Source organism: Ferrimonas sp. YIN67 (assembly GCF_057219095.1).
In genome coordinates, this window is the sequence record NZ_JBXVVJ010000001.1 from 667405 (window position 1) to 686930 (window position 19526).

Annotated in this window: 17 protein-coding genes; 3 read left to right on the forward strand and 14 right to left on the reverse strand. The window is 60.1% G+C overall.

The annotated features are described in order from the left end of the window. The first annotated feature begins 198 nt into the window (after window positions 1–198). Window positions 199–3054: a TonB-dependent receptor gene (locus AC2D8U_RS02560; RefSeq protein ID WP_484617700.1), complete on the forward strand. Its 2856-nt coding sequence runs from the start codon at window positions 199–201 to the stop codon at window positions 3052–3054. A gap of 197 nt (window positions 3055–3251) precedes the next feature. Here AC2D8U_RS02560 and AC2D8U_RS02565 read toward each other — a convergent pair whose 3' ends face one another. The 4 genes from AC2D8U_RS02565 to AC2D8U_RS02580 all read right to left on the reverse strand — a co-directional run bounded on the left by AC2D8U_RS02565 (window position 3252) and on the right by AC2D8U_RS02580 (window position 8726). Further along, window positions 3252–4376 carry a lipocalin-like domain-containing protein gene (locus AC2D8U_RS02565; protein ID WP_484617472.1) on the reverse strand — a complete coding sequence of 375 codons (1125 nt, stop codon included), beginning with the start codon at window positions 4374–4376 and terminating at the stop codon, window positions 3252–3254. Continuing rightward, window positions 4376–6781: an FtsX-like permease family protein gene (locus AC2D8U_RS02570; RefSeq protein ID WP_484617473.1), complete on the reverse strand. Its 2406-nt coding sequence runs from the start codon at window positions 6779–6781 to the stop codon at window positions 4376–4378. The genes AC2D8U_RS02565 and AC2D8U_RS02570 overlap by 1 nt, the downstream gene beginning before the upstream one ends. After that, window positions 6778–7446 carry an ABC transporter ATP-binding protein gene (locus AC2D8U_RS02575; RefSeq protein WP_484617474.1) on the reverse strand — a complete coding sequence of 223 codons (669 nt, stop codon included), beginning with the start codon at window positions 7444–7446 and terminating at the stop codon, window positions 6778–6780. Before AC2D8U_RS02575 ends, AC2D8U_RS02570 begins: the two co-directional genes overlap by 4 nt. Window positions 7447–7583: 137 nt before the next feature. Further along, a complete protein-coding gene (locus AC2D8U_RS02580) occupies window positions 7584–8726 on the reverse strand; it encodes a S41 family peptidase (RefSeq protein WP_484617475.1) in 1143 nt (380 codons plus the stop codon). Between the two features lie 344 nt (window positions 8727–9070). On the opposite strand from AC2D8U_RS02580, the gene AC2D8U_RS02585 reads away from it, so the two are divergent. Further along, window positions 9071–11005 carry an alpha/beta hydrolase family protein gene (locus AC2D8U_RS02585; RefSeq protein WP_484617476.1) on the forward strand — a complete coding sequence of 645 codons (1935 nt, stop codon included), beginning with the start codon at window positions 9071–9073 and terminating at the stop codon, window positions 11003–11005. A gap of 10 nt (window positions 11006–11015) precedes the next feature. Here the strand turns inward: AC2D8U_RS02585 and AC2D8U_RS02590 are convergent, their stop codons facing one another. After that, complete coding sequence (locus AC2D8U_RS02590; RefSeq protein WP_484617477.1) at window positions 11016–11927, reverse strand: LysR family transcriptional regulator; 912 nt, start codon at window positions 11925–11927, stop codon at window positions 11016–11018. Between the two features lie 54 nt (window positions 11928–11981). Between AC2D8U_RS02590 and AC2D8U_RS02595 the strand changes: the two genes are divergently transcribed. Continuing rightward, window positions 11982–12224, forward strand: a complete 243-nt coding sequence (locus tag AC2D8U_RS02595; protein WP_484617478.1) for a DUF2798 domain-containing protein — start codon at window positions 11982–11984, stop codon at window positions 12222–12224. 55 nt (window positions 12225–12279) lie between these two features. On the opposite strand, the gene AC2D8U_RS02600 is transcribed toward AC2D8U_RS02595, so the two are convergent. The 9 genes from AC2D8U_RS02600 to cheY are packed head-to-tail and all read right to left on the reverse strand — an operon-like array spanning window position 12280 to window position 19495. Further along, a complete protein-coding gene (locus AC2D8U_RS02600) occupies window positions 12280–12693 on the reverse strand; it encodes a DUF2802 domain-containing protein (protein WP_484617479.1) in 414 nt (137 codons plus the stop codon). After that, on the reverse strand, window positions 12690–13184 hold the full coding sequence (locus tag AC2D8U_RS02605; RefSeq protein WP_484617480.1) for a chemotaxis protein CheW: 495 nt from the start codon (window positions 13182–13184) through the stop codon (window positions 12690–12692). The genes AC2D8U_RS02600 and AC2D8U_RS02605 overlap by 4 nt, the downstream gene beginning before the upstream one ends. 4 nt (window positions 13185–13188) lie before the next feature. Continuing rightward, window positions 13189–13938 (reverse strand): chemotaxis protein CheW, encoded by a 750-nt coding sequence (locus AC2D8U_RS02610; protein ID WP_484617481.1) that lies wholly within the window; start codon window positions 13936–13938, stop codon window positions 13189–13191. Then, window positions 13910–14713, reverse strand: a complete 804-nt coding sequence (locus AC2D8U_RS02615) for a ParA family protein (protein WP_484617482.1) — start codon at window positions 14711–14713, stop codon at window positions 13910–13912. Before AC2D8U_RS02615 ends, AC2D8U_RS02610 begins: the two co-directional genes overlap by 29 nt. Window positions 14714–14716: 3 nt before the next feature. Then, the gene (locus tag AC2D8U_RS02620; protein WP_484617483.1) at window positions 14717–15073 is read right to left on the reverse strand and encodes a hypothetical protein; all 357 of its coding nucleotides are present in this window, start codon (window positions 15071–15073) and stop codon (window positions 14717–14719) included. Further along, window positions 15054–16163 carry a protein-glutamate methylesterase/protein-glutamine glutaminase gene (locus tag AC2D8U_RS02625; protein ID WP_484617484.1) on the reverse strand — a complete coding sequence of 370 codons (1110 nt, stop codon included), beginning with the start codon at window positions 16161–16163 and terminating at the stop codon, window positions 15054–15056. The genes AC2D8U_RS02620 and AC2D8U_RS02625 overlap by 20 nt, the downstream gene beginning before the upstream one ends. 29 nt (window positions 16164–16192) lie before the next feature. Continuing rightward, window positions 16193–18361: a chemotaxis protein CheA gene (locus AC2D8U_RS02630; protein WP_484617485.1), complete on the reverse strand. Its 2169-nt coding sequence runs from the start codon at window positions 18359–18361 to the stop codon at window positions 16193–16195. Window positions 18362–18371: 10 nt separating this feature from the next. Beyond that, entirely contained in the window at window positions 18372–19097 is a 726-nt protein-coding gene (locus AC2D8U_RS02635; RefSeq protein ID WP_484617486.1) for a protein phosphatase CheZ, read from the reverse strand. A 14-nt stretch (window positions 19098–19111) separates the two neighbouring features. Beyond that, a complete protein-coding gene (gene cheY / locus AC2D8U_RS02640) occupies window positions 19112–19495 on the reverse strand; it encodes a chemotaxis response regulator CheY (protein WP_484617487.1) in 384 nt (127 codons plus the stop codon). Between the last annotated feature and the right edge of the window lie 31 nt (window positions 19496–19526).

The window sequence follows — 19526 nt, forward strand, 5'->3', positions numbered from 1 at the left end:
CAGCCCCCCGTCGTAAAGAAAAGTAAAATCCAAGACTTACATTAAATAACTCAGATTAGGCGGTCGGCGTCATTGACAACCCAGTCCAGCCAATGGGAAGCTTGCCTGGCAACAAATCCTTATCTTTTCCGCCACCATGCCAACCACATCGTCGCAACGTGCGACGACCGAGCGACTAGATAAAGGACTTATAGCGTGATGAGAAAATGTGACAGAAAGTTACAGTTGTCGTCATTGTCGACTTTGATTGCCCTGATTTTGGCAGGCCCCACTTACGCCCTGGCGGAGGAGCCGGTCAAGGTGCAAGACGATGCCAAAGTCGAGAAAAAAAACGAAAAAACAAACGAAGAGATCGAAGTCATCAAGGTGACCGGGACCCGGGCTAGCCTGAGCAACGCTCTGAACGAAAAACGCTTTAATGATGCGATCGTCGACGCCATCTCCGCCGATGAGATCGGTTTTTTCCCCGATGACGATATTGGTGACTCCCTCGAGCGGATCAGTGGCGTCCAGGTTGGCCGGGACGACGACGGCACCGTTCGCGAAGTGAATATCCGGGGCCTGCCCGGGGGCTATGGCAACACGGTACTCAACGGCCGCCCCATCACCACGACGTCAGGCAGCCGCAGCTTCAACGCTTCGATTATGCCCACCGCCTTCGTTTCTTCGGTCGTGGTGCAAAAGTCCACCTCGGCGGATCTGATCGAGGGGGGGATCGCCGGTACCGTCAATATGCGAAGCCACCGAGCCCTGGATTACAAGACCCGGCGCGCCTCCCTGCGGGTGAAATCCAACTATTCGGATAACAGTGACGAGCCCGGTTACAGCACCAACTTCCTGTTCTCCGATCACTTCTTTGACAGTGAATTCGGCTTCAGTTTTGGTTTGGATGCCGGCAGAAGCGTCAGCCATAACCAAAATACCAATACCGGGGATAATGGTAACCGGGGGCCCTATGACTCTGAATCCCTGGGCTTGGAGATCGCAGGAGAGGAGGGCCCGGTGGAGGTGTTTGGCTCCCCCTATCGCAGATATGATCTCAAGAACAGCGAGCGGGAGCGCCAGGCGGTGTTTACCAACCTGGAGTGGCGGCCCACCGACAGCCTGAACCTGCTGGCGGAGACCTTCTACACCCAGAGCCAGACCAAGGCCAACAGCAATACCATCAACTTCCTGATCCCCAACAACGCTACCACCCGCAACAACATGCGGGCCCTGACCCCGGACAGCTATGTCCGCTCGGCGGATGGTCGCTACTTCCTCACCGACTTCACCCTGGACAATATGGCCGTCGATGTCGAATCCTCCCCCAGTGAAAACGAGGTACAAACCTGGACCTCCAGCTTCGAAGCCAAGTATGAAAGCTATAACTGGCAGCTACTGGGCGGGGTTACCTATTCGGTGTCATCCAGTGAGCAGTTCACGTCGGTGATCGCCGATAAGACCCAGACAACCTCGATGACCTTTTACCAGCAGTCCACCAGCCAACCCTGGGCGATGATCTACAACGATCCCAATGCGGCAGACTTCTTCCTCAGCCCGGAAACCTATACCGGGGCCCGCATTCGCGGGGCCAACTACGGCACCGAAAACGACAACACCTCCCTGTCCGGCAACCTGGATTTCACCTACCTGCTGGATACCTTCGTGGGGGACAACCTGGAGCTGCAAAAGCTTAAAGTCGGCGGCATGTTCGCGCAGACCGACCGAACCAGGCTCCAGCGTAAGCTGACCATGAGTGTGTCGGATGTCGACAAGTTCCTCTACCGTTACGGTGACGGCTATCAACATGAGTACTCCGTCGTCACCCCGGCCCGAGGTGACTGGTTTGACGGCCGCACTGGCGGCAACGTTAACCTGCTGCCCTGGCTGGCCCCGGATGCCAACCACTTCTTCGACACATTCGGCCGGGAAAACCTGGTCAACATTATCGAAGGCACCCCTGGGTACGGCGCCTATGAGGAGCTGGCCGATAACACCCTGCAGGAGGACAACCTCGCCGCTTACGTGCGCCTGGACTTCAACTATGCCGGATTTGCCTACGGTAACATTGGCGTACGCTATGTCCGCACCAACCAAACCTCCACCGGCCAGGGGGCCGTGTGGACGGATGGCTTGGTAATGGATGAAGATGGCAAGCTCCAGTTCAAGACCATCAGTGATAACGTCACCATTGATCGCGACTACGACTTCTGGCTGCCCAGTGCCACCATCAACTTCAATATCGGCCCTGAGATGGCGTTGCGTCTGGCCGCCGGGCGTGCCATCACCCGCCCCAGCCTGGCGGGGCTGGAGATGAAGGTCGATCACAATGTCAAGGACGAGGGGGGCTTCTTCAAAGGCAATATCAATGCTCCGGATCCGGATCTCGAGCCCACGGTGGCCGATACCGCCGACGCCAGTTGGGAATGGTACTACACGCCGGAATCCCTGTTTGCCGTGTCGGCCTTCTACAAACACCTCAAGTCCCTGAACTACAAGTGGTATGTCGACATCATTCCGTACACGAATGATGAGGGCGAGGTCATCGGTCTGCCCATCTATGATATCGATGGTAACCCTATCAATACCATCGAAGACGAGATCACCACCGATGCCTATCGCAATGGCGACGGCGTGGTCCTCAAAGGGTTTGAGCTCAACATGATGCAACCCTTTGGCTTCCTGCCGGGCTTCCTCAGCAATACCGGTATGCGGACCAATTACACCTTCCTGGATAACTCGAGAAAGGACCTGATCAAACAGGTCTCCAAGCATAACGCCAACCTGTCACTCTACTACAGTGTCAGAAAATTTGATCTCAGGATGAACTACACCTACCGGGATGAGTACATGGTGAACCGTAATGTCGAAACGCGCACCGAGCACATTCGGGCAGCGACTCACCGGCTCGGGCTCAGCAGTACCTACAAACCCACCAAGAAACTGCGCTTCACCGCCTCCATCAGCAACCTGCTCGATGATGCCAGCTACGATTATCACGAAGGGGATATCGCAAGGCGCTATGGTGATGTTGGCCGTAGCTATTCACTGGGCGTTGCCTACAATTTCTGATGCAACAGTGAATGATGAAAAAGGAAGCCGAAAGGCTTCCTTTTTTATGTTTTACCCGCCTGAAACAAGGCACGGATCCAGTCGTTCCTAGGGTGAAAACCTAGCCTCGAATGCATGCTCTATCCCTCTAAAGGAGCTATGAGGCTCACCAGGCAAGGGGCCCGGGAGACATACCGCCCCTGTGCCAGGGTCCGCATTTACCTTACCTGATAGCCTGTCATCTCGATAAATCCGACGCCCCGCTCCTGGGCCGTGTCAGCATCCAGGATCCGCACCGGCCCCTCCCAGTAGGGAAACGCCAGTTGGTTACGCTGATCCCGGCTTCGAGTCTGAACCACGAAGCGGCGCACCCCGGCTTCCGGCCTAGGATCGGTCACCGCCAGCCGCCAGGCCACCGGATAGGTGCCATCATCCAGGGTCGACCAATCGGTGGCCTGCCAGATGATCGCCTCATGTTCCAGCGGCCAGAGACGCCCTTCCGGGGTGATCACCGAGCCCGCGCAGTTGAGCTTGTCTGCCGAGGCCTCAGCTGAGGGGCGCATGCAGAACAGCATCAGGGCTTCGCCATCGTCCATCTGAACACTGAGCCAATCCCAACCGGCGTAGTCGTCGTTGAGAAACGCCGACGACCACTCCCGATCCAGCCAAGCTTTGCCCTGCACCCGGTAGTCACCGTCCGGCCCCCTGAGGGTGCCACTGACCGTTAACAGCGGATAGCTGTAGTAGAAGGAGGCCAGGGCATCATCGGCGCTCTTGCGGCTGTAACCGTCGGCACCATGGGCCACGCGCGGACTGTCCGACAACGTCAGGTTCATTGAGAACTCGCCCTCCGAGGCCTGTAACTGCAGGGGCAGGAAGGCGTCACCGGTACTGCTGAGCTGCCAGTGATCCAGCCAGGCAACAAAGGGCTCGGCCTGTACCCCGGCCTGGGCGGTCTGTGGTGTGCCACTGCCGCCCCGCCCCCAGCGCTCCCAGGCCCGGTGTTTGCCCACGGACATCGGCGGCGACCAGGCCAGATGGCCCATATACCACTGTCCCTGCCACCAGGGGTTGTCGGCCTGCACCTGCCCCTCCCCGGCAAAGCGGAACAGGGTCCACTGCACGCCGTGATGGCGTCCCTGCTGGTCGGTCAGGTTGGCGGTGATGTACCACCACTCGATGCCATAGTCATTGTGGGGGCCATGATCCCCAGGGAATTGCAGAGGCGTCCCCGGCACCACCGCCTTGCCCAGGCTGAGGCGACGGGGATCCGGCTCCGGCTCAGCCGCCGGCTGACAGGCACAGAGCAACCCACTCAGACAGATCAGAAACAGGTGTCTCATCAGGCTTCCTCCCGGGACAGCTCCGTCGACAAACCGACTTTCGAGCGCCACCAGATGGGGCCCACGGCCACCCCCAGCAGCAACAAACAGGCGCCAAGCAAGCCGCTCAGCCAATCACCACTGCCCAGGGCCACCGGCATGCTCCAGCCAAAGGCCAGGGGGTTGAGCACCTTGACCAGTTGCCAGCCCAGCACCAGACCGGAGGCGATAGCGGTCACGGCCACCAGGGCGATCTGACAGGCCAGTTGCGACAGGCGCGCCGTGGCGATCTGCCCTCGGGTCATCCCCAGGCAGGCCACCACCGCCTGCTGCCGCTCCCAGCCCCGCTGTTGCGCCGCCAGGGAGGCAAACCAGGAGATCATCGCCACCCACAGGGTCAGCCAGGCCAGCGCATCGGTGATCACAAAGGTGCGCTTGAACAGGCCGTTGGCCTGCTCACGCAGGGTGGCCTGGGCCACCAGGGAGGAGCTGGAGAAGCCATATTGGCGTTGCAGCTGGGCCAGGGTGGGCTCGATGGCCTGCTTGTCATGGAGGATGAGCGAATAGCCATCGGAGGGGGCCGAGCCAAACCGCTGGGCCATGCGGGATTGCCACAGGGTGACTTCACTCCTCGGGTTGCCATAGTCGTAGTAGACGCCCGCCAGCAGGCAGGTCCACTCACTGGCACCGCTGCTCAGCGATAACCGTTGACCCAGCCCCAGATCATGACGCATCGCCATGGGCTCATTGACGATGCAGCCGGTGCCCGCCGCCAACTGCGCCCACCAGTCGCTCTGCACCTGCTTAAACTGCATAAACTGCCAGGGCGGACTGTCCTCGCCCGAGTAGCCGATCAGATCCAGCGGCTGGCCCTGGAACTGAGCCTCTCGCTGGCTCCGGGTCTGCAAACGCTGAACCTGGGGCAACGCCTCCAGCTTAGGCCGCAGCCTGCTGAGCGTCGCATCATCGGCGTACAGGTAGATATCGGCGTGCAGTCGGCTGTGCAGATAGTCTGTCAGGGCCAGCTCGAAACTGCCCACCAGGATGCGGGTGGCGATGGCGGAGGAGAGCGCCAGGGTGATGGCGACAATGGGGATCACCAGGCGTTTACTGGCACTGCGCAAGTCCCACAGAGCCCAGGCCTGGGGTGCATTGAGCCGAGGTGCAAGGCGGCCGAGCAACGCACTGCCGTGCCCCAGCACCACGGGCACCAGCAAGATGGTCAGCCCCACGGTGCAGGCCACCAGCAGCAGGGCGGCGTACTGATCCCGCGCCAACCACAGCAACAAACCCACCGCCACTGCCAGAGAGATCACCGCCGCGCCGTGCCAACGTCGACTGCGGGTTTCACTGCGCAACTGCCAGAGGATCATCGCCAGCAAGGCGACAAACAGGATCGCCACGCAGAGCAGGCCATGGCCCCAGCTCCAGGCCAGTTGCAGTGGCTTGTCCATCTGATACAGGGTCACCAGGGTATCGGATACCCCGGGGGCCAGAAACCGGGCCAGACGAATGCCCAGCACACTGCCCAGCAGACCGGCCAGGGCCGACCAGATCGCCAACTCGGCGATCAGCGCCCCCCGCCACTGACGGCGGGTAAAGCCCAGCTGATTGAGGATCCCGATGCTGTGCAATCTGTGCTGCACCAGGCGCTCCAACGCATGGAAAGCCAGCAGCAGGCCCACCAGGAAACTCAAGGTGGAGAGCGCGGTAAGATTCAGGCTGAAGGCGGAAAGCAGGTTGTTGTTGCCCGCCTGGGCCATGGCGCTGAGCACCCGATCGGGTCCCAGCAGGCTTTCAACCCAGGTCTTTTGCTGATCACTCAGCGTCGGCAGCTCCAGGTAGCTGAGATCCTCGACCGGCCCCAGCAGGGGCGCCGCCTGACCTATGTCCATCAACAGCCAGGGGCCGACGTCACGCTTGAGCTCCAGGGGCGGCAGGGCAGCGCCGGACAGGCTATAGAGCACCTGGCCTTCGCGCCAGCCGGAGCGGGCCGCCCGTTGCTCATCGACAATCGTGCGCCAGCCCCGCGGCCCTTGCCCGCGCCCCTGCAAAAGGGCCGGAGGCAGGACAATGCCCCGCACACGGATCCCGGTGCCATCCTGCAGGATCAACCGCTGCTGCAGCACGGGCCGGGCATCGATCCCCGCTCGGCGCAGCGTCAGATACAACTCGCGGGGGACGAACTGGCCATCCACCAGGGAGTGGACCCGCCAGGGATAGTGGACCGCCAGGCCGGAGTCGGCCCGGGCAAAGCTCTGTTTGGCCGCCCGGTTCAGGGCCTCGACCCCACTGAGCAGGGCCCCGGCCAGCAGCAGGCCGAGGAACAACCAAAGATACAGCCAACGGTGGCGGCGCATGTCCCCCAGGCTCAGGGCGATAAAGTCCCGGATCAACCAATGACGACTCATCGTCTTAGTCATCATGACACGACCTGCCACTTAAGATCCTGATCCTTCAAACGCAGCCGATAGGGAAACTGCGCCGCCAGCGCCTGGCTGTGGGTCACCATCAATAAGGTGGCGTTTTGCGCCTCGGCCAGTCGCCGCAACTGACGCACCACCACCTGGCTGTTGCCCTCATCCAGGTTGCCGGTGGGTTCATCGGCGAGAATGAGTTTGGGCCCGTGGATCAACGCCCGGCACACCGCCACCCTCTGCTGCTCGCCGCCGGACAGGCGGTCCGGGTAGCGATCCAGCAGCTTTTCCAGGCCCAGTGCTTCGCTCAGCGGCGTCAACTGCTCGGCGCGATCATGGCCAAAGCGCAGGCGGTGGGGCAGCAGGATATTGTGGCGTACGGTCAGTGCCGGCAGCAGTTGAAAGCCCTGGAACACGATGCCGATCTCCCGCCGGTAACGGGCCAGTTGATCCGGACTCATGGCATCGAGCTGGTGCTCACCAATGCGGATCTGCCCTCGCTGAATGGGCTCCAGCCCCGCCAGCAGGTTCATCAGGGTGGTCTTGCCGCTGCCGCTGTCACCGACCAGGGCGCAGTGCTGGCCCTGCTCGATGACCAGGTTGAGATCGGCGAAGATGGTGCGGATCTGCTCGCCATCCTGGCGGGTAAAACGAAGTGACTGGATCTGGATCATGTCGGCTCCCAAGCTGCGGCCCGGATCCCAGTGTACGCAGCCTCGGATCGGGCACAAAAGCACAATCGCATTCGAGCCCCATTAATATGAATGCGGCATCGGCTTTAAACCCCGCCGACTGCCGTTTGGATCACCCGTTATGATCCTGGCGCTGACCTCGGTGCCAACGAACCGCCCTCCAGCCAGCGCCGGGCCCGTTCAACTTCTTCGGTTGGGTTCCCCAGCTTGTCGAGCTCAATATCCGGGAGGATCCCGGTTCTGTCTATCGAGGTCTCGGGCAAACCGGCACGACGGGTGGTCGCATACATTAATGTACGCTGACCCGAAGGAAAGACCCATGGGCGTAGATTCGAATAATCCAGCGCTCCCAATGTCGGCCGACCCAGTAAGGTCACCAAGTCACTTTGTCGCACCGTCAGCACAAACTGCTCACAGGAGCTGACGCAACCCCGATCGGTCAATACCGCCACCCGCTCAGGCTGAAACGAGGCGGGCGGGATCTGGAACTTCACCACCGGCTCCCGCCCCAACAGGCTGTATTCACCTTCGGCCACCGCGCCCAGTTTCTCTCTCATCGCGGCGGCCCTGGCCTCACACTGTGGATCATTGCGTGCCCAAAAGCGGCAAACCTGCTGGTACCCCTCGATAATGGCCGGGGTCGAGAGATACTCGACCGCATTCACCGCTACCTCGTCGTTCAGCAGATAGGGCAACAGGGGCTGAAAATTGCTGTCCGAGCCGCCGCCGTTTCGCCGCACGTCGATGATCCAGTTAGGATGGCGCGCCAGCAGCATCGACTGTTCCTCGATAAGCGTTTTCAGAGCCTCTCCCTGGGCATAACCAAAGCCCGGTAGCACCATCAGCAAGGTCTCCTCTGACAGCGACTCGACGTTGGGCAAATGGCGAGGCCCGCTGAGCCTGTGCCGCAGCCAAGCAAATAGATTGAAGTTAGAACTGCGCGATGACCTCACGCCCAGATGCACCGTTCTCCAGGCCTTCAGGTAATTGCGCAGCACGCGGTCGCACTGCTGGGCGCTCCTGGCTTTAGCTGCGGCCGCTTCTGCTTTCGCCATTGCACGGTCAAAATGGGTCTGCCCTTTTTGCGCTAAGTGATCCGGCGCGCCGGTGTCGTTGGTCAGCAGGAACTCAGGCAACGCCGCCAAGTCGGCCTGACACGCCTCTATCCGCTGAGCAACCCGCTCGGTCGGCGGCCCCAGCCGGCCCAGCGCATACACCGCCGCCAGCGCAGCGATCACCCACACCCCATATTTCACTTTCATCGACGCATCCCAGCCCAACGGAAAACACCAGCATAAATGCAGCGCGGTGATCGCCACCATTGCGATTGGCGATCTGTGAGGGCCCCGTTGAACTGCGCTTTCGCCGCTAGCAAACCTTTAACTTGGTGGGCGCGGAGCCTGGGCTGAACAGCACCTTTCAGTGGGCGATGAAGATGACCTAGGCAGGACGGGTCCCGAGCAACAAGGCTGCACACCAGTCAGAGCGGGGACTCAATCAGGGACAGAACTTCCACCTCAGGCGGAAACGGCATTCAGTTAACATACTGTATATAAATATGATTTAACATTACCCTAAACATAAACACGCCAACGGACGGCCCCTTATGAAGGAAAAATTTTTACTCGCTTTGCTCCTAACCTGGCTCACCACTTCGCTGGCTCAGGCCTCAGAGCCCCTGCCCCTGGAAGCCTATGCCGGCCTGCCCCACTACAGTCAGGTGCAGCTCTCGCCGGGGGGACGCTACCTCTCGGCCCTGCGCAGCATCAAGGGATACCAGGTTCTGGTGGTCAACGATCTGGAAGCGGGCAAGTCTCAGGCGGTGGTGAAAACCGACAACCTGGAGCACTTCCTCAACTGGTATCGCTGGGCCAATGACGACACCCTGGTGTTCAGCGTCGGCCGCTCGGTGCGCCATCACGATATCCGTTACCGGGTCCATCGACTGCAGAAGATCACCATGGGCAGGGACAAGGCCCCGAGGGACGTGGTCCGATTGAAGGACAACGTCGGCGAGCTTGGTGGTCACCGCCCCCAGTTTACCGATCATGTGGTGGACTGGCTGCCCGACGATCCCGACCACATACTGATGGCCATCGACATCGATGTTCCCCTGAATCCCTCTCTTTATCGGGTCAACCTCAACAGCGGCCGGCAGTTCCGCGTGCACCGGGGCCACCGAGCCATCAGCCAATGGTGGACCGACCGCCAGGGCCGGCTGCGACTGGGCAGGGGCCGGGAGGGCGAACAGATCTATTACCACCTGTATGACGAAACCGGAGAAAACTACCGGGTGCTGTGGCAATACCAGGCATTCAAGGATCCCGAGATCCAGTTCCTCGGCTTCGATCTGGACCCCAATCGGCTCTATATCCGCGCCGAACATGAGGGGCGCTTTGCCGTGTTTCAGGTGGACCTCAGTGGCGAGCGCCCCAAGCGCACCCTCTTTTTCGCCGATCCCCGCTACGACATCGATGGGGCGCTGATCTACTCGCCCAGCAGTGGTAAAGCCGTGGGGATCCGCCACGGCAACGTGCCCAATGGGGTGCTCTACTGGGACAAGGATTATCAGAAGCTGCAGAAAGCCATCGACAAGGCGCTGCCAAAGAGCAGCAATCGCCTGGTCGCCTTCAGCGACGACATGGGTAAATATGTGCTTTACGCCACCAGTCGCACCAGCCCCGGAGACTACTACCTGGGGGATCGGGAGGCGGGTACCCTCGACTATGTGGGCAGCCGCTACCCCCAGATCAGCGAGCAGACCTACGCGGGTAAACGCAAACTGAAATACACCGCCCGTGATGGCCTGACCATCGAAGGCTACCTGACCCTGCCGGTGGGCGTGGGGGCCAAAGACGCTTCTCTGCCCACGGTGATCCTGCCCCATGGTGGCCCTCGGGCCCGGACCTGGGGCCAGTTTGATTACTGGTCTGCCCTTCTGGCGGGGCGCGGCTTTGCCGTGTTTCAACCCAATTTCCGTGGCTCCAGCGGCTATGGCTCGGCCTTTGCGAGGAAAGCGATCGGTCGTTGGGGCGAAGCGATGCAGGACGACCTGCAGGATGCCGCCCAGTTTCTGATCGACAAGGGGATCGCCAACCCAGAGCGGATCTGCATCGCCGGTGGCAGCTACGGCGGCTATGCGGCCCTGATGGCCACCGTTAAACACCCGGAAACCTTCCGCTGTGCCGCCAGCTTTGCGCCGGTCACCGATCTCGCGTTACTGGTGGATCAAAAACAGGCCTACGCCAATGGCGATCTGGTGAAGAAACAGTTGGGCGAGGATCAGCAACGACTGGAGGCTGCCTCCCCCGCCCGCCAGGCCGAAAGGGTGCAACGCCCCGTCCTGCTGATCCACGGTGATCAGGACAACGTGGTGCCCGTTTCCCACAGCCGCAGAATGCACAGCGCCCTCAAGCGTCATGACAAGGTGGTTCGCTATGTGGAGCTGGAGGAGGGGAGCCATACCCTCAATACCGAAGCCCACCGGCTCACCGCCATGGGCGAGATCGTCCACTTCCTGGAGCAGCATCTGATGGAATAACCCGACCGCCTTACGCCGGCTGCGCCATGTCCAGGGCAGCGACCAGTCGCTCAATCAGCAGGGCCATCGCCCTGGGCTGATGCTCACGTTGCCGATAGCTCAGGTAGGCCTGGCGGGGCGGGATCTGCAACTCTGGCATTACCTCGATCAGCCCCTGCTCCGGCAGCAGGGAGTAGGGGATCAGGGCCAGCCCCAGCCCGGCCAAGGCGGCATCGATCTTGGTGCGCAGATCATTCACCACCAGGCGCGTCCTGGGTTGAAACGATGTGTTTTCGCCCTCCAGGATCACCGACACCGAATTCTCATCGAACTGACGGATCCAGTCGTGGGCCAGCAGGGCACTGAGGCGCTCCGGCGTGCCCCGGCGGTTGAGATAGTCCGGGCTGGCAAACACGCCCACCGGGGAGGCCAGCAGGGGCCGGACGATCAGATCCTGACTGCGGCCCAGCTCAAACCCGATCACCAGATCCCGGTCGGTCTGGGGCACGGCGCCATCCAGACTGAGGGTCAGCTCGACCGAAACATCGGGAAAGTCCCGCAAGAAATTGAGCAAGATGGGCGCATAGCTGCGCTGGTACAGGGTATAGGGCACCATCAGGCGCAGGTGACCGTGGATCCGGTTCTCGTTGGCCAGCAGATGCTCCAACTGCTGCTGCAACTGTCCCAGATCGTCATGCAGACGCCGATAGAACTGGTTTCCGGTCTCCGTGGCCACCAGCTCCCTGCCCCGCCGCTCCAGCAGGCGGATCCCCAGCCGCTTCTCCAGCGCTGCCAGACGACGTGAGAGGGTGGAGACCGGCATCGCCAGTTGCTCTGCGGCCTTCAGTTGCGAGCCCGCGTGGATCACCTGACAGAAGAGGTGCAGATCATCCATATTTCCAAAAGTGGGATCCATGTTTCCAATATTGGTTATTTTTTCCATTAATGGATCATTGTAGCCTTTGCATCAAGATCAAAAAACCGTTAGGGCGCCGAAATGAACCTCTTCCAGACCTTTCTGACCAGCCTACTTTGCACCCTGGCGATGGGCATTTTCATGTCCGGCCTGATGACCTGGATCAATCTGTCACCAGACCGCGCCTTTTTCCCGGCCTGGCGCATGAGCTTTTTCCTCAGCTGGCCCGCCGCCCTGATCTTCAGCCTGGTGGTGCTGCCCCTGGTTCGCCGCCTGGCTGAGAAAATCGGCAGCCTGCTGCAGCCCCAATCCCGCACCCAGTAGGACAGGCAACAAAAAACGCCAGCGTTGTACCGCCGGCGTTTTTTGTTCTCTCGGGCTACTTGCCCCGCCGATGCAGGGTCACCAGCAACTGGGCTTCGGCCCTGGGCAGCTCACACTCACGCATGATCTCCTCCACATCGGCCCCCAAGTCCACCATCTTCATCGCCCGGTTGTAGAGGCGTGCCTCCGGATCGGCCTGTTTGACCTCATCCTGGCGGGCCCGCAGCAGTTCCAGCTCCTGCTCCAGCTCCTTCACCCGACGTCCAACGCCCAGGGCCCCACTGCGCAGCTCGGCCAGCTCACGCTGCAAGCCCTCATTGGTGTTCTGGGCCACCTTATGCAACAGCTTGAGGGCATCGCATTTACGCTCCAGCTGGTGCAGCCTGCGCCGTACCCACCAGATCACCCCCAGCCCCAGGAGCAGCAGGCCAGCAACGAGGATCATCAGGGCTTGGAGAGGTGTGATCACAGGGAGGCCAGCTCCGCCCACTCTTCATTGGAAAGCAGCTTTTCCAGATCGACCAGGATCAGAAGCTTGTCATCCCGATGACAGACACCCTGAATGAACTTGGCACTCTCCTCGTTGCCCACGTTCGGTGCCGTGTCCACTTCGGAGCTCTTGAGGTACACCACCTCGGCGACACTGTCGACCAGGATCCCAACGACCTGATCTTCCGCCTCGATGATTACGATGCGGGTATTGTCGGTGATCCCAGCCTCGAGCAGACCGAAACGCGCACGGGTGTCGATCACTGTGACGACGTTGCCCCGCAGGTTGATGATCCCCAGCACATAGCTCGGCGCCCCAGGAACCGGTGCGATATCGGTATAGCGCAATACTTCGCGCACCTGCATCACATTGATCCCATAAGTCTCATACTCCAGCTGGAAGGTCACCCACTGTAGCACTTCATCATTCTTATCCAGCGTTTCGGCAACGCCGTGTTGTTGCATGCTCATTCGCCTAGGACTCCTTAAAATTGATATCCATGCCTGCATCCAGCAGGGCAATCAGTTCTGGCACATCCAGAACCACACACATCTTTTTCCTGACGATACCTGCCAAATACCGGCGTTTATCGTCGGCCTTACGCCAGTTCACTTCATCCTGACTGAGGGGCTCGGCATTGATCAGGGCCTCACACGCCAGGCTCCAGCGACTGGTGCCCAATTGCACCAGGTACTGGTAATTGAGGGAGGGGGCCAGCGTCTCTATCCGATCCGGCATCAGCCATCGGCAACTGTCCACCACATAGTGTTTCTCCTCGCGCTCGGTTTGAACCCCGAGTAACCACTGAGGCTGGCCGGGCAACTTACTGCGCTCCCCGATCCGCCGGATCCCCCCAAGCAGTTGCAGTGGGACAGCCAACGTCAGGCCCGCCACCTTAAAATAGAGGCACTGGAACTGCTGTTCCAGTTGCTCCTGCCAGGCGATCCCCGGTTCAAGCTCTGCGTGCTCCGGCAGGGACTTTGGTGCCAGCCCCGGGGCTTCAACTCGCAACGGTGCGGTGGACACTTCCACCACAGGCGCAGCGGGCGCTTCCGGCAAGGGAGCAACCGGGACGATCTCTGCGTTCGTCTCCACCGGTTCCACCTGAGCCAGTAAGGCACTCACCCTGGCCTGTTGAACCGACGACACCGCCGGCTCAACCTGGGGCTCGGTCAGCAGTACATCGAAGTATTCATCAACCGCCTGCTGCGCGTCGCGGGACATGGTGCTGACCTCGTTCTAACAAAACATTGAGTAACTCATTGTAAGCTTTGACACCCCGGCAATCACCCTCAAACTGCGGTGCGGGCAGATGGGCGAGACTGGCGTCACGTAATCGAGTGTCCACCGGGATCACCGAATGCCACAGGTTATCGCCATGCTGTCGCGCCAACTCCGCCAGGGCCAACAGGGACGCCCGGGTGCGACGATCAAACATGGTGGGTGCGATCAGGTAGGGTGGCACCTGATGACCGGCCTTGCGCATCCGCTCCAGGGTTTGGATCATACGGTCGAGCCCCTTGAGCGCCAGGTATTCGGTCTGCACCGGGATCACTATCTGTTCGCAGGCCGCCAGGGCATTGACCATCAACACGCCCAGCACCGGCGGGCAATCGATGATCACCGTATCGTAATCCCCCTCCAAGGTCGCCAGAATACGGCCGAGGATAAACCCCATTCCCGGCGAAGTCCCCAGGCTGCGGTCCAGCGTGGCCAGTGCCGTCGCCGCAGGCATCAGATCCAGTCCGACCACCGAGGTGGGCACGATCACCTGACCAACCCGATCCCGGTCGAGTTCACTGTGATGGTGAAACAGGTCAAACAGCGAGCCGGGCAGCTCCTCGGGATCCAGCCCGAGGTAATAGCCGAGCGAAGCCTGGGGATCGGTATCCACCATCAGCACCCGCTGCCCCTGGGCCACCAAAAGTCCCGCCAGGCTGACCACGGTTGTAGTCTTACCGACACCGCCCTTTTGGTTTACTACGGTCCAGATCTGCACGATTTACTCCGGGGAGGCGGTGTAACGCACCGCCCCATTGGGTTGCTGCATCAGGGTCAGTCCCTGGCTCTGCTCAATCACCTGGGGCTCACCGCTGCGTTGCGCCTGAACACGCAGCGCCTCCCGGCGTTGGTATTCCGCCAGGCGACTCGTCAGCTCCCGGTTCTGCTCCAGCAGGGTGATCAACTGGTCATGCTGCTGCGTCGCGTCGGCATGCTGGCTGGCCAGATCTGCCGCCAGTTCCTTGGCATAGAAGTGTTTATCCATCGCCCACACCAGAGTGACCAGGGAGAATCCGCTGATCACCAGGGTCAGCACAGGGAACAGGCGACAGGTCCAGCTACAGGCGTTGGGTTTCACGGAGGATCGCCTCTGACATTTTATCCAGGGGAATGGAGTGGCTAGACAGGCCTTCGTTGGTGACCGCCTGGGGCATGCCATAGACCACGCAACTGGCCGCATCCTGAGCCCAGACTTCGCCACCGAGGCGTTTGAGCAAACGACAGCCCTCACGGCCGTCGGCGCCCATCCCAGTGAGGATCACCGACAGGGTATCTCCGCCATAGACCCGGGAGGCACTGCCAAAGGTGATATCCACCGAGGGCTTATAATTGATCTGCTCATCCCCCTCTCGCACCACCAGACGGGCGTTGGCCGCGTTCCCCTCAACCAGCATCTGCTTGCCCCCGGGAGCCAGGTAGGCCACACCGGGTTTAAGGCGGTCCCCATGTTCGGCTTCTTTTACCTCAATCCGGCATAAGCCATTCAGGCGTTGCGAGAAGGCCGGGGTAAAAGCCGCAGGCATGTGTTGTACCAGCAGGATCGGCAAGGGGTAATCGGCGGGGAACTGGGTCAGTATATTCTGCAGCGCCACCGGCCCTCCGGTGGAGGTACCGATCAGCAGGGCCTTGTACTGCTTGCCACTGGCACGGGTGGGCGCACGCCCAACCGCCTTCCCTGCGGCAGGACTCACCGTCCGGCTCAGCGGACTCGCCGCCGTACTGGGAACCGGACGCGCAGCCGGACGGGTCGCCGGGCTGCGGGGAGTCAGTCGCTGACGGGCAATGGCTCGGACCCGCTGTTGCAACAGCGTCGCCGCCACCTTGCGATCATTGGCTATGTCTTCGAACCGCTTCGGCAGAAAATCTGCGGCACCGGCATCCAGGGCATCCAGGGTGGCCCGGGCCCCGTCATAGGTCAGGGATGAGAACATCAGCACGGGCACGGGTGTACTGGCCATGATTGCACGGACCGCACTGATCCCGTCCATCACCGGCATCTCGATGTCCATGGTTACCACGTCCGGCTTAAGCTGCCGCACCTTGTCGATGGCTTCCTTACCATTGACCGCCGTATCGATCACCTGCAAACCCGGATCGGCATCCAGGATCTCCGCAACGCGACGACGGAAAAAGCTTGAGTCATCAACGACCAAAACCTTGATGGCCATTTTACTCCCTAATCGGTAAACCCATCGCTTCAGCGGCGACGGGCATAATGTTTGAGCATGCCTGGAATATCCAGGATCAGTGCGATACCACCGTTGGAGGTAATGGTGGATCCAGCCATGCCGGGCACCCCCTGCAACATGGCCCCAAGGGGTTTGATCACCACCTCTTCCTGACCGATCAAACCGTCCACCACGAAGGCGACCTGGGTATTGCCGATATGGACAATCACCACATGCCCCATCCCTTGGCGCTCCTCCCGCCCCTGGCCTTTACAAAGCCACTTATCAAGGTAAAACAGGGGGATAGCCTTCTCACGCACGGTAATGGACAGTTGACCGTCCACCACATTGGTCTGAGACAGGTCCATATGGAAGATCTCGGACACGCAGGACAAAGGCAGGGCAAAGATCTGCTTACCGATGTTGACCATCAGGGTGGGCATGATCGCCAAGGTCAAGGGAACCTTGATCTCAATAACCGTACCGGCCCCGGGATCAGAGTCGATGGTGACCGAGCCATTGAGTTGGGCGATACGGGTCTTCACCACGTCCATGCCAACGCCCCGACCGGAGATATCGGAGATCTCGGTCTTGGTTGAGAAACCCGGTGCAAAGATCAGGTTATAGGCATCGACATCGGTCATGCGAGCAGCCGCATCGGCGTCGATCACCCCCCGTTCGATCGCCAGGGATTTGAGCTTGTCGGCATTCATACCCCCGCCATCATCCCGGATGCACAGCAGGATATGATCCCCCTCCTGGGCGGCAGACAGCAGGATAGTCCCCTGTCGTGGCTTACCGGCACTCACCCGCTCATCGGGCATCTCAATACCGTGATCCACCGCATTACGCACCAGGTGAACCAGGGGATCAGCCAGGGCTTCCACCAGATTCTTATCCAGATCCGTCTCTTCACCTTCCAGCTGGAGTTGGATCTCCTTGTTCAGGCTACGGGCGAGATCTCGAACCACCCTGGGGAAGCGGCCAAAGACCTTTTTAATCGGCTGCATACGGGTCTTCATCACCCCACCCTGCAGATCCGCCGTCACCAGATCCAGGTTGGCCAGGGCCTTGGACATCTCTTCATCATCCCGCTCGATGCCGAGGGTCAGCAGGCGGTTACGGACCAACACCAGCTCACCGACCATATTCATGATCTCATCCAGGCGCGCGGTATCGACCCGGACCGTGGTCTCGACCGTTGGCTGGCTCGCCGCCTTACGTGGCGCCTTCACCGGGGCGGTTTTTGCCTCGGCTATCTGGGTCTGGACCGGGGCTACGGATGGTGCACTAGCTGGTGCAACGGGCTCAACGGTGGGTTCCATCACCTTAGGGGCCTTACCGGCGCCATGCAGATCATCCAGCAGTTGTTCGAATTCATCTTCCGAGATCAAGGGCTCGACTTTGGATTGACTGGCCTTTGGGGCCACCTCAGGCACAGTGCCAAAACGACCTTTACCGTGAAGCTCATCCAGCAGGGATTCAAACTCATCCTCTTCAATCTCACCATCGGCAGGCAACTCGACCTGTGGCGTCGAGGGCGAGGGAGCAACCTGAGGCGCTGCAGCAAACTGCCCCTTGCCATGGAGTTCATCGAGCAGGGACTCAAACTCATCCTGGGTAATGTCACCCTCTTCGACATACTCTCCATCCAGGGAGTCGAGCATGCGTTGATAATCCATCTGGTTCAGGCTGTCGAGGCCTGTACCTTGATTACCGGGCAATAGCTGGGCCACGGGCACGGTATCATGCTGGGGAAGCGCTGCCGAAGCGGGAACCGCTGGCTGAGCCGCCGGTTTGCCCATGGGCTCGCCTTTCGCCCACTGCTCCAGCGCCACCAGCAATTGAGGGTCCGCCTCTGCGGGCTCGGCGCCGGACTGCAGATCCTGGAACATATCATTGACCGCATCCAGGGCCTGCAGCACCAGATCCATCAACTCGGCAGACACGGTCAGCTGGCCATTGCGGAGCAGATCAAACAGATTCTCCGCCCCATGGCAGGCATCCACCATGGGGCCCAACGCGAGGAAACCCGCTCCGCCCTTAACCGTGTGGAAACCACGGAAAATGGCGTTGAGCAGTTCGGTATCCGTCGGGTCTTGTTCAAGATCCACCAACTGCGCCTGCAGTTGTTCCAGGATCTCACCTGCCTCTACCAGGAAATCCTGCAGAATGTCATCGTCGAGGTCGAATGCCATGGCCTAACTCCTAAAATCCCAGGCTGGACAACAGATCGTCTACCCCGTCCTGACCATCAACCACTTCCTCGCGGTTTTCCGCCGCGACGACAGGGCCTTCAGCCAGCACCAGATCTCGTTCTTTTTCTCGTTGATCCGGCTCACCAAACATGGTGAGCATCTCCACCAAGGACAACTCGACTTCACGAACCAGATCGATGACCCGGCGGATCACCTGACCGGTCAGATCCTGGAAATCCTGAGCCATCAACACCTGATTGAGCAGATCCTTGAGTCGATCGAGATCGCTATTGGTATCCCCCAGGACAGCGTCAACGTCATGGCACAGTGTCTTGAACTGTTCAAGATCCAGTTCCTTGCGCATCAGCTGTTCCCAGCGAGGCTTCACTTGGGTGAGTTTGGTCTGCAAGGCATCTGCCAGCGGCAGGCTCTCTTCAACGGCATCCATGGTGCGATTAGCCGCCTGCTCAGTCATATCGATGACATAGCTCAGCCGTTCCTTGGCGTCCGGGATCTCCTGGTTGGCCAGCTCGGAGATACGATCATCCAGTTGGAAATCCCGCAGGGCATCGTGCAATTGACGAGTAAGTTTCCCCACTTCGTCAAACAGCTGCTGATTGGTCTGTGTGTTGGCCTGACGGACCAACTGGTTGGCGGCATCCATCTGCCCCTGCTCCAGCAGTACCACCAGAGCTTTGGCGTCCTCAAGGGAGAGCAACGCGTGTTGTTCTGTCATCCCGACATCCTTGTTCAATTCAGGCGCTCGAATACTTTATCCAGCTTTTCTTTCAAGGTTGCCGCAGTAAAAGGCTTAACAATATAGCCATTTACGCCTGCCTGTGCGGCAGTAATGATCTGCTCACGCTTCGCTTCCGCTGTCACCATCAATACCGGCAGGTGCTTGAGATTGTCATCGGCGCGGATCTCCCGCAACAGATCAATGCCCTGCATACCCGGCATGTTCCAGTCGGTGACCACGAAGTCGAAGTCGCCACCTTGCAGCATCGGCAAGGCCGTCGAGCCATCATCGGCTTCCTGAGTGTTGTTAAACCCCAAATCCCGCAAAAGGTTTTTGATGATCCGCCGCATCGTTGAAAAGTCGTCAACGATCAGGATCTTCATGTTCTTATCCAAAATCCCCTCCAATGAGGCATTGCTATAGTTG

Excerpts from the sequence above, each read along its gene's own strand:
- AC2D8U_RS02560 (WP_484617700.1), top strand. The coding sequence starts at position 199 with ATGAGAAAATGTGACAGAAAGTTACAGTTGTCGTCATTGTCGACTTTG.
- AC2D8U_RS02565 (WP_484617472.1), bottom strand. The coding sequence starts at position 4,376 with ATGAGACACCTGTTTCTGATCTGTCTGAGTGGGTTGCTCTGTGCCTGT.
- AC2D8U_RS02570 (WP_484617473.1), bottom strand. The coding sequence starts at position 6,781 with ATGATGACTAAGACGATGAGTCGTCATTGGTTGATCCGGGACTTTATC.
- AC2D8U_RS02575 (WP_484617474.1), bottom strand. The coding sequence starts at position 7,446 with ATGATCCAGATCCAGTCACTTCGTTTTACCCGCCAGGATGGCGAGCAG.
- AC2D8U_RS02580 (WP_484617475.1), bottom strand. The coding sequence starts at position 8,726 with ATGAAAGTGAAATATGGGGTGTGGGTGATCGCTGCGCTGGCGGCGGTG.
- AC2D8U_RS02585 (WP_484617476.1), top strand. The coding sequence starts at position 9,071 with ATGAAGGAAAAATTTTTACTCGCTTTGCTCCTAACCTGGCTCACCACT.
- AC2D8U_RS02590 (WP_484617477.1), bottom strand. The coding sequence starts at position 11,927 with ATGGAAAAAATAACCAATATTGGAAACATGGATCCCACTTTTGGAAAT.
- AC2D8U_RS02595 (WP_484617478.1), top strand. The coding sequence starts at position 11,982 with ATGAACCTCTTCCAGACCTTTCTGACCAGCCTACTTTGCACCCTGGCG.
- AC2D8U_RS02605 (WP_484617480.1), bottom strand. The coding sequence starts at position 13,184 with ATGAGCATGCAACAACACGGCGTTGCCGAAACGCTGGATAAGAATGAT.
- AC2D8U_RS02610 (WP_484617481.1), bottom strand. The coding sequence starts at position 13,938 with ATGTCCCGCGACGCGCAGCAGGCGGTTGATGAATACTTCGATGTACTG.
- AC2D8U_RS02625 (WP_484617484.1), bottom strand. The coding sequence starts at position 16,163 with ATGGCCATCAAGGTTTTGGTCGTTGATGACTCAAGCTTTTTCCGTCGT.
- AC2D8U_RS02630 (WP_484617485.1), bottom strand. The coding sequence starts at position 18,361 with ATGGCATTCGACCTCGACGATGACATTCTGCAGGATTTCCTGGTAGAG.
- AC2D8U_RS02635 (WP_484617486.1), bottom strand. The coding sequence starts at position 19,097 with ATGACAGAACAACACGCGTTGCTCTCCCTTGAGGACGCCAAAGCTCTG.